Raw genomic sequence first — 17,197 nt, 5'->3', positions numbered from 1 at the left:
TACGAGGCTCTCTTGAATATTTTACTTACTGGTGGCATGGGTTATATCGGTAGCCATACAGCCCTACTCTTGGCGAATGCTGGCCATCAGGTTCATATTTACGATAATCTCTGCAATAGCAATATTGGCACTTTAGAGCGAGTGCAGAAGATTTGCTCTAAGAACATTGGATTTACTGAAGGGGATGTCCGGGATACCGAAAAACTAAGCAAAGTATTGCGCGACGCAAAAATTCAAGCAGTAATTCATCTGGCAGGGTTAAAGGCTGTCGGAGAATCCTCTCAAAAGCCAATTGAATACTATGCCAATAATGTTCAGGGCAGCATTAGCCTGATACAAGCAATGCAAGCGGTTCATATTAATACTCTAGTATTTAGTAGCAGTGCTACCGTTTATGGCGACCCAGTTTATCTACCCTATGATGAAGATCATCCAACTAGCCCAACGAATCCTTATGGCCGCAATAAGCTCCAAGTAGAGGAGATACTAAGAGACCTTAGTAAAAGCGATAAGGAATGGAAGATAGCCTGTCTTAGATACTTTAATCCAGTAGGCGCTCATGAATCAGGACTCATTGGTGAGGATCCCAATGGGATCCCAAATAATTTGATGCCAGTCATTGGGCAAGTTGTAAACGGGAAGCTACCCTTACTCAATATTTTTGGGGATGACTACGACACCCCAGACGGCACGGGTAAGCGTGACTATATCCATGTCATGGATTTGGCCGAAGGCCACTTAGCAGCGCTCATCTGGCTTCAGGGCAATACTGGCTGCCACACCTTCAACCTAGGTAGCGGCGATAGCTATAGTGTTCTCGATCTCCTACGCCACTTCGAAGAAGCCAGCGGTCATAAAATCCCATATGAAATAGTTGGCCGCCGTCCGGGAGATCTTCCGGAGTACTACGCCAAGGCCGATAAAGCAGAGAAAATACTGAGCTGGAAAACCAAGCAGAAGCTATCCGATATTTGTAATAGCTCTTGGCTCTGGATCAAAAACTCCAGAAAGAATTAAGCATTCGAAAACTGAATGCGATGCAAGTTGGCATATAAGCCATCCTTAGCAATCAATTCTTCGTGTGAGCCATTCTCAATCACATGGCCATGCTCTAGCACCACAATCCGATCAGCATGCTCTATGGTTGACAAGCGATGTGCGATAACTAAAGTAGTTCTACCGGCCATTAATCGCTCTAAAGCATCTTGCACTTGACGCTCGGATTCAGAATCGAGTGCCGAGGTTGCTTCATCCAAAATCAGAATAGGAGCGTCTTTGTAGATAGCCCTCGCGATAGCCAAGCGCTGACGTTGACCGCCTGATAGACGATTGCCGTTATCACCAATTTGAGTATCAATTCCATCGGGCATTTCTTTCATGAGCGCAGATAAGTTTGCCGCTTCAAGTGCCTCTATGACACGTCCACGATCGATGCCATCTGCACCGGTAGCGCCATAGGCTACGTTTGCCGCAATACTGTCATTGAATAAAATCACATCCTGACTCACAAAAGCGAGCTGTTTACGCACATCAGCCAGCACAATATCCTCAAGGGGAATGTCGTCCAAGAAAATTTGTCCACTGGTCGGCCTAAAGAAACGCGGCAATAAATTGACCAGCGTAGATTTACCACCACCAGACGGTCCAACAAAGGCTACCACTTCACCAGGCTTAATATTCAAACTCACGCCAGTAAGAGCATCTTTTCGTCCAGCCTCTTGCTGATATGAGAAACCAACATCTTCAAACCGAATTGCGCCCTTGGCTTTGCCTAGAGGCTTCATATTCTCTTTGCGAGATTCATCTTCCTCAAAAGGCTGGTCCATGAGGGAGAAAATCATTTCTGCAGCAGTTAAGCCCCGCTGCAGAGGCTGATTAATATCAGCGAGATGTTTAATCGGCGATATGACTAACAACATAGCAGTAATAAAAGAGGCAAAGCCACCAACCGTAGTTCCCTCGGTTGCTGACTGCATTAAAGCGATGACCAAGACGATCGACAGAGCCATAGAAGCAATGAGCTGGGTGATTGGCTGATTTAAGCCGCCAGCAACCGCTGATTTCAAGGCAAATTGACGAAGACGATCCGCTTTTTCCATAAAGCGGCCCATCTCGTACTCTTCAGCACCATGCACCTTCACGATCTTGTACCCGGCTGCAGATTCTTCAACAATGTAGGCGAGCTCGCTTGTCATAGCCTGCTGCTCACGATTCAGTGAGCGCAAGCGTTTATTAATCTTTCCAATGATGAAGGCAATAATTGGGAAAATCATCAGCACTACTAAAGTCAGCTGCCAATTTAGGTAAATCAAGTAACCAATCAATCCAATTACGGTGAGAGAGTCACGTACCAAACTAATCAACATGCCACCCATAATGGAGAGGGCATTATTTACCTCAAAAACTACCGCATTAATTAAGCTGGATGCAGAGTTCTTTTGAAAGAACGCAGTGCTTGAATGCAGCAATGCCTTAAACATCTGCATACGCATCTTCAGCAACACAGCATTGATAACGCGATTTAAAAGATAGCTAGACAAAAATTGCGCCATCCCTCGCACGAAAGCCAGCCCAACCAAGAAAACTGGCACCAGCCAGAGTTTTTGATCCATCTGACCAGTGAAACCACGATCTAGCAAAGGCTTCATGAGGGCCGGAATAGAGGTTTCTGCACCAGCAACCAGCGCCATGGCCAATATGGAGCCAATAATTAGGCCTATATGGGGCTTGAGGTACTGAATTAAGCGATTTAGGGCGGTACGGTCTTGAGCATTCATATAATGAATTATGCCCACCTTATCCGTCATACTCATTACTCGCAATGAAGAGGCCAATTTGGCCGATTGTTTGGCTTCCCTAGAAGGGATTGCCCAGCAAATCGTAGTTGTCGACACCAATAGCACCGATAGCACCCTAGAAATCGCCAAAAACCATGGGGCTGTGATCAGCCAGCCGGCGGACTGGCCTGGATTTGGGCCTCAAAAGAACCGCGCCCTAGACTTGGCAACAGGGGAGTGGGTACTCTCCCTAGATGCCGATGAGCGCCTCACCCCAGCCCTCAGAACTGAGATTCTGACCGCTATTCATCATTCAGCCCATGTTGACTGTTTTGCAATTCCGCGTCTATCTTGGTATTGCGGTCGCTTCATTCGTCATTCTGGCTGGACCCCTGATTATGTCGATCGACTATTTAAACGCGGCACTGCCCGCTTCTCGGATGATCTTGTTCATGAGCGACTGACTCCCCATGGGCAAGTAGCAAAGCTAGAGAATCCAATGCTGCATTACAGCTTCATGAACTTCTCACAGGTTTTACAAAAAATTGATCGTTATTCAACAGCATCAGCTGAACAAGCATTTGCCAAAGGCAGGCGAAGTAATCCCCTTAAAGCAATTCTGCATGGTTTATGGGCATTCTTCAGAACCTACTTTATTAGAGCGGGATTCCTAGATGGCTACCAAGGTCTTGCATTAGCACTCTCAAATGCTGAAGGTAGTTACTATCGGTACATGAAAATTTGGCTTATTCAAAACCAAACAGAAGAATGAAGATCAGCGTAATTGTTGCAACGTACAACAGAATCGATGCTCTCGATTTTGTTTTGCAATCTCTCGAAACTCAAACAGACTCGAACTTTGAAATCCTCATTGCTGATGATGGCTCAAAGTCAGATACCCAAGATTTTATTAATGCCCTTAAGCTTAAATCCAAACTTCAGATTAAGCATGTCTGGCATGAAGATTTAGGTTTTCGCTTGGCCCTTATTCGCAACCTTGCAAGCGCAGAGGCTTCTGGCGAATACTTCATATTCTTAGATGGGGACTGCGTTGTTCAGCCAGACTTTGTCGCACAACATCGGAGCTTGGCGAAAAAAGGTTGTTTCACTACTGGCAGCAGAGCCTTACTCAATGAAGCCTTAACAAAAGATATCCTCTCTTGGCCTCATTGGGACTTCACGAAATTCAGAAAAAATCTATTAAGCTATCGACTTTCCGGTGGCATCAACAAGTACTGGCCCCTCAAAATCAAGCTAGGCGATGGCGCCTGGCGCAACTATAAAAAATTTGTCTGGCGCCGTATTAAAGGCTGCAACCTGGCGTGCTGGAAAGCTGACGCCCTGGCCATAGGTGGCTTTGATGAAACCATGACAGGCTGGGGGCATGAAGATGCAGATTTTGTTTTCCGATTGCAAAATCGTGGATTGATCAGAAAATCTGGATCCTGGGCAACTGAAGTACTGCACCTCTACCACCGCATCAATGATCAATCCAATGCTGCAGAAAATGAGCGTCGCGTCCGTGAAAAAATTCTCGCTAAAGCTCAGTAGGATTAAGTTACATTAGCCCCATGACTGCATTCTCAGCGCTGAAGCCGAAAAAAGTTTTGTTTATTGCGACTCGCCAAATTGGGGATGTCCTTGTCACTACGCCACTAATTTCACAGGCGCGTGAACTATGGCCTGATGCGGAGTTTCACTTTTTAGGCTACCGCGGTAAGCTTGAGATGCTCAAAGGCAATCCCGATATTTCCCAGATCATTGAAACTTCAGACCGCCCAAATCTCAAAGAGTATTTCTCTTTATTTATCAAACTCTTTCAACGATATGATCTAGCTGTTGTCACACAACCCAGTGATCGCGCCTATTTTTATGGCCTAGCAGCAGCTCATCACCGCGTGGGTGTACTAGGCGGTCATCCTCAAGGACTCACTGAGCAAGATCAAGCTAAGAAAAGTAAGAGCGCTAAACAAAATGCCTGGAAAAAGGCCATCAGCTTACATACAGTTGATGTAGATTATTTTGCACAACATGTCATTACGGAAAAGCTTCGACTACTTGAGATCTTTTTTAAAAATCCACTGGAATTATTTAAGAAACCAGTTTCGGTAACAGCTCCCGCTGGTGATCCGATCGCCCCAAGCATTGCCGCTCAACTGCACTTGTCTTATGTCGTAGTGCATCCCGGACCTTTAACCGCATATAAGCGTTGGCCACTGGCGTATTGGCAAACATTGCTGACATGGATTACAAAACAAGGCTGGCAAGTAGTGCTGAGCGCATCCCCAGCTAAGCAAGATCTACAACTCAATCAAGATATTCTTTCATTGCTTGATGAAGCAACCCGTAAGCATATCGTTGATACCGCGGGCCAGCTCACTATCCCACAGGCGGGAACACTGATTCGTGGAGCGATAGCTTATGTTGGGGTAGATACCTCAATCACACACCTAGCAGCTGCATGCAATACACCCACCATTACTCTATTTGGTCCAACACCACCCACCAACTTTGGGCCGTGGCCTAATGGTTTTGTTGGTGAACAACCCTATCAATTAAGAGCTCGCACGCAGACGATTGGAAATGTCACAATCCTACAAGGACCTGGTGAATGCGTTCCCTGCCGCAAAGCGGGTTGCGAGGATCGCGCAAGTAGTAATAGCGAGTGCTTAGACCAGCTAGACCCAATTCAAGTGATCGCAGCACTGCAAAGCGCAACTAAGAAATAAAAATAATGCGCGCTTAGTGGTACTGAACCTGAACGACATTGGATTGCTTAGCTGCCAAAATTTGATTCAAACCATGCAAGCAAGCATCATCTGGATAAATCCGCAGCTCTTCTGGGAACTGCATCAGACAGGCTCCACCACTGGTGGTTACTGCTGCAGTAAGCATTAAACCCTTCATGCCCTCACTAGCGCTTGGCATAGAGGCTACTGCAGGACCCAACTTGGGATCTCGCATGCGGTTGCTCATCAAGTAAGGTCCAATTTGGCTTCGTAAGGATTTGAGATCAATGGCTGAATCGATAGATAGATGAAGGTTGCGAGCAAAACGCATGCGGGCTCCCGTAATATCCATCACCGCCTCAGAAACTATTCGCACCCCGCCAGAAAATTTATCGGGAGTAATATTCACCTTGGCTACCAGCAACTCATCTTCTTTGAGCCAAGAACGATTTGGTTCATAGACTTCGCTATAGAGCGTCACTTCAATCGCAGCAGTACCGTCATCAATGGTTGCAATCATCATGCGGCCACGCTGACCAGTCAGCATCCGAGCAGAGGTAATAATGCCGGCGATCAACTGATCCTTACCCTCGGTCACGTTGACTAATGGCTGGCGAATAAAATGCGCCGTCTCGTCGCGATAGGCATCAAACATATGACCGGTCAAACAAAGCCCAAGAGCGCTTTTCTCATCCTGGAGACGTTTCTTTTCAGACCATGGTAATTCGCGGACTAGCTCTGGCAAATGACGATCATCTTCTCCTGCCACCTCAAACAAACTCACTTGATTAATTGAGGCTTCCGCTTGTTCAGCGGCCTCAATTGCGCGCGCCAGAGAAGCCAATAGGGTAGATCGAATATCGTAAGGATTGCCACCAGCAGGAATGGAGCCCTTATACAAGCTATCAAAGGCGCCAGCACGCATCAAAGCCTCAATCGCTCGACGGTTCACCTGTCTACGATCAACGCGCGCACAGAAATCAAATAGATCCTTAAATGGACCACCAGCCTCACGTGCCTTCACAATCACTTCGATTGCCGCTTCACCAGTTCCCCTAACCGCACCTAAACCATAACGAATATGGCTAATAGGAGAGTCCGGTGCCGCATCTGGTGCACGCAATGGAGTGAACACATACACGCCAGTATTAATGTCGGGCGAGAACACCCGAATCCCATTTGCCAAACAATCGTCGTACAGAATCTTTACCTTATCGGTGTCATCCATTGCGAGCGATAAGTTGGCTGCCATAAATTCAGCGGGGTAATAGGCTTTTAGCCAAGCAGTTTGATATGCCAAGAGCGCATAAGCAGCAGCATGGGATTTATTAAATCCATAGCCTGCAAAACGCTCCATCAAGTCATAAATCTCGTTGGCTTTACCTTCAGTAATACCGCCTGCTTTTGCACCGTCACTAAAAATCTTGCGATGCTGCGCCATCTCTTCAGGCTTCTTTTTGCCCATTGCTCGACGCAACATATCTGCGCCACCCAGTGAGTAACCGCCAATCATCTGCGCCATCTGCATCACCTGCTCTTGATAGACCATGATGCCGTAGGTTTCTTGCAGAACCGGCTCAATACGGGGATCCGGATACTCTACTTTTTGACGTCCGTGCTTACGTTCAATAAAGTCTGGGATCAAATCCATTGGGCCGGGACGGTAAAGTGCAACGAGCGCAATAATATCTTCGAAGCGGTCAGGCTTAGCTTCACGAAGCATGCCTTGCATGCCGCGACTTTCTAGCTGGAAGACAGCAACCGTATTGGCGTTCTTTAAGACTTCAAAAGCTTTCTCATCATCGAGCAGAATTTCACCGATATTCCAATCTTTACGGTCGGCATGTAACGCCTTAATCCATTTCTCAGCAGCTGCCAAAATCGTTAAGGTGGTTAAACCCAGGAAATCGAACTTGACTAAGCCGATTGCCTCCACATCATCTTTATCAAACTGACTAATGACTGAACCGCTCTCTTGGTCTTTGGAATCTTTCGCCTCTTGCGTATACAGCGGACAAAAATCAGTTAAGCGGCCCGGAGCAATTAATACACCGCCCGCATGCATGCCCACGTTACGGGTCATACCTTCCAACTGCTGTGCGAGAGAAAGCAGTTGACGCACTTCATCTTCATTTTTTTCACGCTCGCCTAATTGCTTCTCTTCCTTCTTAGCCATTTCAATAGTCATGTACTGACCTGGCTTGTTCGGAATCAATTTCGCAATACCGTCAACAAAGTTATAACCTTGCTCGAGTACGCGACCAACATCACGAATCGCTGCTCTTGCAGCCATCGTTCCAAAGGTAGCAATTTGACTGACCGCATCTTTTCCGTATTTATCTTTTACGTACTGAATGACGCGATCGCGCCCATGTTGGCAAAAGTCAATATCGAAGTCGGGCATCGATACCCGTTCAGGATTTAAGAAGCGCTCAAAGAGGAGGTTGTAACGCAGCGGGTCAAGATCGGTAATACCCAGTGAGTAAGCAACCAAAGAGCCAGCACCAGATCCACGGCCTGGACCTACTGGCACGCCATTATTTTTCGCCCAGTTTATGAAGTCCGCAACAATTAAGAAATAACCAGGGAAACCCATTTGAGCAATCGTCTTCACCTCAAATACCAGGCGCTCGTGATAGCGCGACTCTTCCTTGGCACGCTCTTCTGCGTCAGGAAAATTGCGCTCCAGATGGCGCTTCAAACCCATTTCCGATTGCTGCAATAAGTAATCGTCGAGCGTAATACCCGGTGGCGTTGGGAAATCCGGCAAACGCGGCTGACCTAGAGTCAAAGAAAGATTACAGCGCTTGGCAATTTCCACTGAGTTTGCAAGCGCAACCGGTAAATCTACAAAGCGCTTTTCCATCTCTTCTTGAGATAGGAAATACTGCTCTTCATTGAATTTTTTAGTACGACGAGGATTACCTAAAAGCTCGCCTTCAGCGATACAGACTCGTGCTTCATGGGCTATGAAATCACTGCGCTGCATAAACTGCACTGGATGCGTAGCAACAATCGGTAAATCCATTTCACTAGCAAGGTGGCAAGCCAATTGAAGTTGCTGCTCATCCTGAGGATGGCCACCACGCTGCACTTCAATATAAAAAGCATTTGGAAATAAGTTAGCCCAACTTTTAGCAGCATCTTTAGCTAAATCTTCTTGACCAGCTAGGAGCGCAGAACCCACATCACCCCAGCGCCCGCCTGAAAGTGCGATTAATCCATAAGACAGGGTTCTTTTTACAGCTTTATCTTCCGCTTTTGAGGCTGGTTCGCTAAACCATTTGAGATCGACCTCAGCTCGACCGCGAGATTGATTCTCAAGGGAGGCCTTACTCAAAAGCTGGCATAAATTGAGATAACCGGAGTGATTTTGTACTAGGAGCAATAAACGATGGGGTTGATCTGGATCTTGAGGATTGCTAACCCAAACATCTGCGCCTGCAATTGGCTTAATTCCGCTAGAGCGTGCAGCAGTATAAAAACGGACTAGGCCAAACAAATTACTTAAGTCGGTGAGAGCCAAGGCACCCATGCCATCTTTTTCAGCAGCAGCTACCGCATCGTCAATGCGAACGACACCATCCGTAATCGAAAACTCGGAATGGACGCGCAGATGAACAAAACGGGGTGAAGCCATGAGATCATTTTAGCTGTGCCGAACCTTAAAAACCCTTCACCCCCAGCCGACGGCTATCGCGGGCGATTTGCCCCCTCGCCCACTGGCCCGCTTCATGCGGGATCGCTCGTTGCCGCTCTAGGAAGCTGGTTAGATGCCCGTAAAAATCACGGGAAATGGCTACTCAGAATGGAGGATTTAGACGCTCCCCGCTGTATTTCTGGGGCGGATCAAGAAATCCTGCGCCAATTGCTTGCTTGCGGCCTCACTTGGGACGAAGAGCCAACTTGGCAATCACAGCATCAAGGGCGCTATAAAAAGGCTCTGGAGCGCTTAAATCAGCTCCAAATCATCTATCCCTGCACCTGCTCTCGACAAGACATTGCAAACACTCTAGAAACTCGTGGCGTAATGACCCCCCGCAATCAAGAGATGGTCTACCCGGGAACCTGTCGCCCCCATCCAATTAGCGCCTTCGATGAAGTAGAAAGATTAGCAACCGAAGTGGCTTGGCGACTTGCCCTGCCACCAGGACTCACCATCCATTTTGAAGATCTGGCCCTGGGTCAACAGACTCAAGATCTCAATCGAGAAGTGGGGGATTTTGTCCTGCATCGCCGGGATGGCATATTCACCTATCAATTGGCCGTCGTCGTGGATGATGCCGAGCAAAAGATTACACACATTGTGCGTGGGGCGGATTTACTGAACAACACAGCACGACAAATTTATCTGCAAAAGACCTTGGGATATGAAACCCCGAGCTATCTGCATCTACCTCTGGTGCTCGATGAGCATGGCGAGAAACTCAGCAAGCAAACTTTGGCAAGTGCTATTCGTACTGAGAATGCGCAGCAGGCATTACAAGAGTTACGTAAAGCCGCAAGACACTTAGGACTGCGAGATTTACCAGATGGAAAAGAAACTTCGATTGCACAGTGGCTTTTGGCAGCCACTCAGGCTTGGGACAGAAAAATTACTTCTTCTTAAAGCCACCAAGTAAAGCGCCAACCGCTGGTTTTGAAGGAGTAATGCCGACTTTTTTCTCTGTAGGATTTACCACCTCTGATGCTGGCTTCACTGCAGCGCTGGGCTCATAAGGCTTGTAGAAAAATGGGTCTGACATTTTTGGTGGCGCATCTGATCTCGAGGAATTCCTGCTGGGTGCAGGGCGTGAGCTGCCCTCCGGCAATGGCTGAACGTCCAACTTGCGCTTCATCAACTTTTCAATATCATCAAGCAAACGCTTTTCACTAGTATCGACCAATGCAATCGCATCACCCTTACTGCCAGCGCGACCTGTACGGCCAATACGGTGAATAAAATCTTCCGCATTAAATGGCAACTCGTGATTAATGACGCAAGGCATCGACGGAATATCCAGACCGCGAGCAGCTACATCGGTTGCAACCAAGGCTTCGATCGCTCCAGACTTAAATGCATCTAAAGTAAGGGTGCGCTCACCCTGACTCTTGTCACCATGAATCGCGCCAGCCTTGATGCCATCCCGCTCCAAAGAGCGAGCTAGTCGAGCGCAACCCAAACGGCTGTTGGTAAAGATGATGCACTGACGAGATAAGCCCAGGCGAGTACGCGCTTCCAGCACTTTCACAATCGCCTGCTGCTTATCAGCACTAGCCACCATATGAACTACTTGCTTAACGGTGTCTGCCGCAGCATTTTGACGCGCCACTTCAACAGTGACCGGCGTGCGCAAATAACTTTGTGCCAACTTCTTAATCTCTGGTGAGAACGTAGCTGAGAACAAAAGAGTTTGGCGCTGAGCTGGAATCAAATCAATGATGCGCTGCAAGTCAGGCAAGAAGCCCATATCGAGCATGCGGTCCGCCTCATCCAGCACCAGAATTTCTACTTGAGACAGGTTGGCTACTTTAGAACCAAGGTGATCAAGCAAGCGCCCCGGGGTCGCAATCAAAATCTCGACACCACCTCGAAGTGTGGCCACCTGCTCTTTCATATCCACGCCACCGTAAACCACAGCAGCACGTAAATCAGTGTGCTTGGAATAGCTCGCTGCGTTCTCAGCAACCTGAACAGCCAACTCCCGTGTCGGCGTTAATACCAAAGCACGGATCGGATGGCGAGCAGGTGAGGCGCTACTACTAGCGTGTCGCAGAATCTTTTGAATAATCGGCAATACAAAGGCAGCCGTCTTACCAGTGCCCGTTTGGGCCGCACCCATCAAATCGCTTCCCGCCAACACGTGCGGGATCGATTGCGCTTGAATCGGAGTTGGAATGCTATAGCCCTGCTCAGAAACCGCTTTTTGAATTTTTGGATCTAAGCCAAAGTCAGCAAAGGTAATTGTTGCTGGGGTGGCGCCACTCTCAGTGGCGCCGGTAGGAGAATTTATTTCAGGAACAGTATTTGTCAAGGTAACTTACAGAATGGCTGCAATGCCGGCCTTTGCGGTTTCGGCATCCTCAGTCGATTTAACGCCGGAAACGCCGACTGCGCCGATGGTAAACCCGTTTACCTCGATATTGACGCCACCTTCCAACATGCCCGAAATATGCGGAGCAGATAAAAAAGAAGTGCGACCATTATTAATAATCTCTTCGTATACACGGCTCTCGCGCTTACCCATTGCAGCAGTACGCGCTTTTTCTTGAGCGATGTAAGCAGAGACAGGAGCGCATGTATCGCGACGGATCAAACCTAACAGATGACCACCGTCGTCACAGACAGCAATCGTCACAGCCCAGTTATTGGCTGCAGCGTGCTTGTCAGCTGCATCCAAAATCTTTTGAACATCAGCCTGGGTTAAATACGGTTTAGTTGCCAACATGTGAAGTCTCTCTATCTCGAATATGTTTTATTTGATTAAACTGCCATCTTTATAAGTACTTGAATTATAAGGGGTGTAAGCCAGTTCGTTTACTAGCCGACACCCCATTTACACCCAACTTACTGATTATTTTAGAAATTCTTGGGCGGCAACAACACCGCTTGCCTTAGGCTTGTAGCCCATCGCACCCAAACTCATCTCTACCCCGCTGAGCGCGGCCATCAGGCTGAGCTCATTGCAATCCCCTAAATGTCCAATACGGAATGCCTTGCCTTTGATTTTTCCAAGACCTGTACCTAGGGATAAATTGAACTTCTCCAGAGCATGCTTACGCAGAACATCTGCGTTCATACCTTCTGGTGTGGCAATACAAGTAAGTACTGGTGAGTAGCAATCTTGATCTTGGCACTGGATTTCTAAGCCCCATGCATTGACAGCTTCACGACAAGCTGCCGCCAAACGTTGATGTCGCGCAAAGATAGTGTCAAGTCCTTCAGCCATCATCATGTCGAGCGCTTCATGCAAGCCATACATTAAATTCGTGCTGGGGGTAGTTGGCCAATAACCTGTTTTATTGGACTCCAAGATTTCATCCCAAGCCCAATAGGCCTTAGACATCTTGTTTGTTTTGCTGACTTCAATCGCTCTTGCAGACAACGCATTAAAACCAATGCCTGGAGGTAACATTAAACCTTTTTGTGAGCCAGACACAGTAACGTCAGCACCCCATTTGTCATGCTCATAGTCTGCAGAGCCTAAGCCAGAAACGGTATCGACCAATAACAAAGCCGGATGCTTCAGTGAGTCAATCGCCTTGCGAACTGCTGCGATATTCGAGGTAACACCAGTTGAGGTTTCGTTGTGGACTACACAAACTGCCTTGATTTCATGTCCAGTGTCTTTACGTAAACGCTCTTCAATCACTGACGCATCAACACCCCAGCGCCAAGTATCTTGGCCAGGTTTGGCAACCACCTCAACGTCTAAACCCAAGCGCTGACCCAGAGCACGCCACAAATTGGCAAATTGACCAGTTTCATAAAAGAGCACCTTGTCGCCGGGATTGAGAACATTAACCAAAGCCCCTTCCCATGAGCCTGTTCCAGAGGCAGAGTAAACAATGACAGGTTGCTCGGTCTTAAAAATCTTCTTGATGCCATCTAAAACCTTGAGGCCAAATTCCCCGAATTCAGGACCACGGTGATCGATGGTTTGATAGCTAATCGCCCTCAGAATGCGGGAAGGCACTGGGCTTGGACCGGGGATATGTAAGAAATGACGTCCCGAGAGGTGGTTATCTAGTTTTAGCATGCTGAGTCTCGCTTGGTTTTTGTAGTTAATCTTGGGGCTCAGTGTAAGTCACTTTTTGGCAATTTACAATTTTGTATGCAAAATAATTTCTAAATAATCAAAAAAATAAGCTATTTATAGCGTTATTTATGCTTATAGATGGGTTATAGTAATTATGTATACAAATTTAAGGCATTTCAGATGATGCTCAAAACACCAGCAAATACACAAAACTTGCATGAGGCCATTTTCCTTAAGCTCAGAGCTTTATTGGTAGAGGGCACCATTGCGCCGGGAAGCAAGCTGAATGAACGCGAGCTAGCAGAGCAGCTCAATGTCTCACGCACCCCTGTCCGCGAGGCAATTCGACGTCTAGCTGCTGATGGTCTGGTTGAATTGATTGCTAACCGTGGCGCCATTGCCGTTCAATTGAGCAGAGATGACATCATTCATACCTTTGATGTGATCGCCAATTTAGAGGGTTTCTCTGGAGAGCTCGCAGCACAAAATATTAGCGATCAAACACTGATTGAACTTGAAGCGCTCCAATACGAAATGATGGCCTCGTATGCCCGCAGGGATTTATCTAGCTACTACCGACTCAATCTTCAAATTCACCAAGCTATTAATCACGCAGCGAACAATCCCGTCCTCAGCCAACTATTTAGCCAAGTCAACGCTCGCATTGAAGCGCTCCGCTTTCGCTCTAACCAGAATGGTGTTAAGTGGGAAAAAGCCGTCGAGGAGCATCAAGAGATGTTGGATGCATTAAAGGCCCGCGATAGCTTGCGGATGCGTAAAGTCATGATGCAGCACGTGATGAATAAGCGTGATGTTGTTATTCAATTAATTGACTCAGAATCTAAAGAGAAGGTTGCAGCATGAACAAGCCGGTTGATTTGCCATTGCCAGAATTCGTTGCCAATAAGGCAGAGCTTGCTAAACGTCTGAAACAAGAAACCTCTGGCGAGGTCATGACGGATGTAGCCAGTCGCGGACGTTATGCAACCGATGCATCGATCTACCAAGCCATGCCAGTTGCTGTCTTTATTCCTAAAACAGCTGAGGATATTGCGACGGCGATTCAGATTGCAGCTGACTTAGGTATTCCAGTTCTACCGCGTGGTGGAGGCACTAGTCAGTGCGGGCAGACCACTGGCACGTCACTCGTCATCGATAACAGCAAATACTTTCGCAAACTCTTACATGCAGATCCAGCCCAAGCCACAGCAATTGTTGAGCCGGGCATTGTGCTCGATCACCTTAATGCTGCACTCAAGCCACACGGCCTTTGGTACCCAGTAGATGTTTCGACTGCTGGACAGGCAACTATTGGTGGCATGGCAGGCAATAACTCTTGCGGTAGTCGATCAATCGCTTATGGCAACATGGTCCACAACGTTTTAGGCATTGATGCCTGGTTAGCAAACGGACAGGTAGCAAGCTTTGGTAATTACGCCCACAGTTCTGGTGCTGCAAAACAATTAGGCGACTTTGTTAAAGGTCTTGCTAATACATTACAGCCCGAGATCGAGGCACACTTCCCCAAAGTCTTGCGTCGTGTAGCGGGATACAACCTAGATGTATTCCATCCACAAAGCGAGCTTCCCTATACCCAAGACGGTAGTGTCAACTTGGCGCACCTTTTAGTAGGTAGCGAGGGCACATTAGCTTATTTCAAATCTCTTGAGCTGAAGTTGGCTCCATTGCCCCAACATAAAGTGCTTGGAGTAGTGAACTTTGCCAGCTTCTTCAAAGCAATGGATAGCGCGCAACACATCGTCAAGCTTGGGCCTACCGCTGTTGAGTTAGTCGATCGCACCATGATTGACTTGGCGCGCCATAACCCTAGCTTTAAGAAAACCATTGAGACTGCGCTGATTGACTCTAGCGCGCAAACACCCGAAGCCATCCTATTGGTAGAGTTTTCAGGGGAAGCACATGCCTCCTTAGTTGAGAAATTAAAGTCTTTGCAAGATCTGATGGGTGACTTGGGGCTTCCGGGCTCGGTAGTTGCGATGCCTGATGCCGGCTTGCAAAAGAATTTATGGGAAGTGCGTAAAGCCGGTCTGAATATCATGATGAGCCTCAAGGGCGATGGCAAACCAGTAAGCTTTATTGAGGATTGCGCAGTTCCACTAGAGAGTCTTGCTGAATACACTCAAGCACTCACAGATGTATTTTCTAAATACGGTTCACGTGGTACTTGGTATGCACATGCTTCTGTTGGTACTCTCCACGTCCGCCCTATTCTAGATATGCGTCGTGATGGCGCACAGAAGATGCGCGCAGTTGCCGAAGAAGCCTCCGCTCTCGTTCGTAAATATAAAGGAGCTTACAGCGGTGAGCACGGCGATGGACTCTGCCGCGGCGAATGGATCTCCTGGCAATTTGGCCCGAAGATTACGCAAGCCCTCGCTGAGATCAAGCAGGCTTTTGATCCCAAGGGATTATTTAATCCCGGTAAGATTGTTAACCCACCAAAGATGGATGATGCGAGTAATTTCCGCTTTCCACCAAGCTATAAAGTAATTCCGCTGCAGCCAGCCTTAGATTGGTCCGCCTGGAATGTACAGAACAATCCCGTTACTGAAGAGACTAGCGCACCAGGCACCGGAGGCGATCCAGCGATGGGCTTAGCCAAAGCTGTGGAGATGTGTAACAACAATGGTCATTGCCGCAAGTTTGATGCGGAAGTGATGTGTCCAAGCTATCGTGTTACTCGTGATGAAAAACACCTCACCCGTGGTCGCGCCAATACCTTGCGCCTAGCTCTCTCCAATCAATTGGATATTAAAGATGAGAGTTCACCCCTCGGTAGCGACGCTATTAAAGAAGTGATGGAACTTTGCGTCAGCTGTAAAGCCTGTCGCCGTGAATGCCCTACTGGCGTTGATATGGCGAAGATGAAGATCGAATTTTTATCTGCTTACAAGAAGCGGACTGGTCATACGATGCGCGATCTTGCTGTTGCCTACTTACCGAAATACGCTCCCATCATCAGTAGTATTCCAGGGCTCCCCGCCTTACTCAATCTTCGTAACCACATTGCTCCTCTTGCTAAATTACAAGAATGGATCATGGGTATTTCTGCACAAAGAAGTCTGCCAATCTGGAAAGCAAAAAACTTCTGGAGTAATCCAAATGCAACTACACCCTATCAATTTACGCCCGCAGAACTGAGCAAAGTAGATGCAAATGGTAATAAGGGAGTGGTGTTATTAGCCGATACCTTCAATGCCTATTTTGAGGATGAGAACTTACGTGCAGCGCTACAAGTTTTAAAGGCAGCTGGCTATCGAGTTCATATTCCCCAAAAGACCAAAACTTTAAGTGGCAGCACAAATACCTGCTCTAAAGAATTTTGCTGTGGTCGCACTTACCTAGCTGCAGGCATGGTGGATAAAGCGAAAGCCAGCTTAGATGAATTAGTAAACCATCTAGCCCCCTTTGCAGAGAACAATATTCCGATCATTGGTCTTGAGCCTTCTTGTTTGTTCACCTTAAAGGATGAAGCATTGGTGATGGGATTTGGTGAGCGGGCACTTACTGTAAGTCAGCATGCACAACTCTTAGAAGAATTTTTAGCAAGTGAGGCTAGGGCAGGCAAACTCAAGTTGTTACTAAAAACTGCAACGCGCCCAGTATTGTTTCACGGTCATTGTCATCAAAAATCATTTGCTGCCGTTACGCCAGCAATGGAACTGCTGAAACTCATTCCGAATGCAGAGCCTCAGCTGATTGAGTCTTCCTGTTGCGGTATGGCTGGTAGCTTTGGTTACGAGGCTGAACACATTGAAGTGTCTAAGCAAATGGCAGAAGCTAGCCTCTTACCTGCGATTCGTAAAGCACCAGATAGTTGGGTAGTTGCGGATGGCACCAGCTGTCGCCACCAGATTACCGATGGCACCCAAAGAGACGCTGTGCATATCGCCAAGATCTTGGCAGCTCATCTCTAAAACAAGATGTCAAT

The 17,197-nt window shown here is 47.5% G+C and carries 12 protein-coding genes; 7 read left to right on the top strand and 5 right to left on the bottom strand.

Translation table 11 applies throughout. The features are described 5' to 3' along the window. Positions 1-12: 12 nt before the first annotated feature. Positions 13-1,017 carry a UDP-glucose 4-epimerase GalE gene (gene galE / locus FD967_RS02725; protein WP_215326595.1) on the top strand — a complete coding sequence of 335 codons (1,005 nt, stop codon included), beginning with the start codon at positions 13-15 and terminating at the stop codon, positions 1,015-1,017. On the opposite strand, the gene msbA is transcribed toward galE, so the two are convergent. Next, positions 1,014-2,777 carry a lipid A export permease/ATP-binding protein MsbA gene (gene msbA / locus FD967_RS02720; RefSeq protein ID WP_215326594.1) on the bottom strand — a complete coding sequence of 588 codons (1,764 nt, stop codon included), beginning with the start codon at positions 2,775-2,777 and terminating at the stop codon, positions 1,014-1,016. The genes galE and msbA overlap by 4 nt on opposite strands. A gap of 10 nt (positions 2,778-2,787) precedes the next feature. Between msbA and FD967_RS02715 the strand changes: the two genes are divergently transcribed. Genes FD967_RS02715 through FD967_RS02705 form a run of 3 tightly spaced genes read left to right on the top strand, consistent with a single transcriptional unit; the run spans position 2,788 to position 5,506 of the window. Beyond that, a complete protein-coding gene (locus FD967_RS02715) occupies positions 2,788-3,549 on the top strand; it encodes a glycosyltransferase family 2 protein (protein WP_215326593.1) in 762 nt (253 codons plus the stop codon). After that, positions 3,546-4,328: a glycosyltransferase family 2 protein gene (locus FD967_RS02710; RefSeq protein WP_215326592.1), complete on the top strand. Its 783-nt coding sequence runs from the start codon at positions 3,546-3,548 to the stop codon at positions 4,326-4,328. The genes FD967_RS02715 and FD967_RS02710 overlap by 4 nt, the downstream gene beginning before the upstream one ends. Before the next feature lie 20 nt (positions 4,329-4,348). Then, positions 4,349-5,506 carry a glycosyltransferase family 9 protein gene (locus tag FD967_RS02705; RefSeq protein WP_215326591.1) on the top strand — a complete coding sequence of 386 codons (1,158 nt, stop codon included), beginning with the start codon at positions 4,349-4,351 and terminating at the stop codon, positions 5,504-5,506. Between the two features lie 13 nt (positions 5,507-5,519). Here the strand turns inward: FD967_RS02705 and dnaE are convergent, their stop codons facing one another. Then, positions 5,520-9,146 carry a DNA polymerase III subunit alpha gene (gene dnaE / locus FD967_RS02700; protein ID WP_215326590.1) on the bottom strand — a complete coding sequence of 1,209 codons (3,627 nt, stop codon included), beginning with the start codon at positions 9,144-9,146 and terminating at the stop codon, positions 5,520-5,522. A 15-nt stretch (positions 9,147-9,161) separates the two neighbouring features. Between dnaE and gluQRS the strand changes: the two genes are divergently transcribed. After that, positions 9,162-10,115: a tRNA glutamyl-Q(34) synthetase GluQRS gene (gluQRS, locus tag FD967_RS02695; RefSeq protein ID WP_251369078.1), complete on the top strand. Its 954-nt coding sequence runs from the start codon at positions 9,162-9,164 to the stop codon at positions 10,113-10,115. Here the strand turns inward: gluQRS and FD967_RS02690 are convergent. From FD967_RS02690 to FD967_RS02680, 3 genes are all read right to left on the bottom strand, one after another. Further along, positions 10,102-11,520, bottom strand: a complete 1,419-nt coding sequence (locus tag FD967_RS02690) for a DEAD/DEAH box helicase (RefSeq protein ID WP_215326588.1) — start codon at positions 11,518-11,520, stop codon at positions 10,102-10,104. The two genes, gluQRS and FD967_RS02690, sit on opposite strands and share 14 nt — an antisense overlap. A 6-nt stretch (positions 11,521-11,526) precedes the next feature. Further along, positions 11,527-11,931, bottom strand: coding sequence for a heme-binding protein (locus tag FD967_RS02685; RefSeq protein ID WP_205621327.1), 405 nt, complete (start codon positions 11,929-11,931; stop codon positions 11,527-11,529). A 129-nt stretch (positions 11,932-12,060) separates the two neighbouring features. Next, complete coding sequence (locus FD967_RS02680; RefSeq protein WP_215326586.1) at positions 12,061-13,245, bottom strand: alanine--glyoxylate aminotransferase family protein; 1,185 nt, start codon at positions 13,243-13,245, stop codon at positions 12,061-12,063. A 180-nt stretch (positions 13,246-13,425) separates the two neighbouring features. On the opposite strand from FD967_RS02680, the gene FD967_RS02675 reads away from it, so the two are divergent. Further along, complete coding sequence (locus FD967_RS02675; protein WP_215326585.1) at positions 13,426-14,109, top strand: GntR family transcriptional regulator; 684 nt, start codon at positions 13,426-13,428, stop codon at positions 14,107-14,109. Next, positions 14,106-17,183: an FAD-binding and (Fe-S)-binding domain-containing protein gene (locus FD967_RS02670; protein ID WP_215326584.1), complete on the top strand. Its 3,078-nt coding sequence runs from the start codon at positions 14,106-14,108 to the stop codon at positions 17,181-17,183. The genes FD967_RS02675 and FD967_RS02670 overlap by 4 nt, the downstream gene beginning before the upstream one ends. The last annotated feature ends 14 nt before the right edge of the window (positions 17,184-17,197 follow it).

The organism is Polynucleobacter sp. JS-Mosq-20-D10 (assembly GCF_018687755.1).
In the GTDB taxonomy this organism is placed as follows: Bacteria; Pseudomonadota; Gammaproteobacteria; order Burkholderiales; family Burkholderiaceae; genus Polynucleobacter.
The sequence above is the reverse complement of the archived record's forward strand: the minus strand, read 5'-3'. Positions and strand labels throughout refer to the sequence as shown.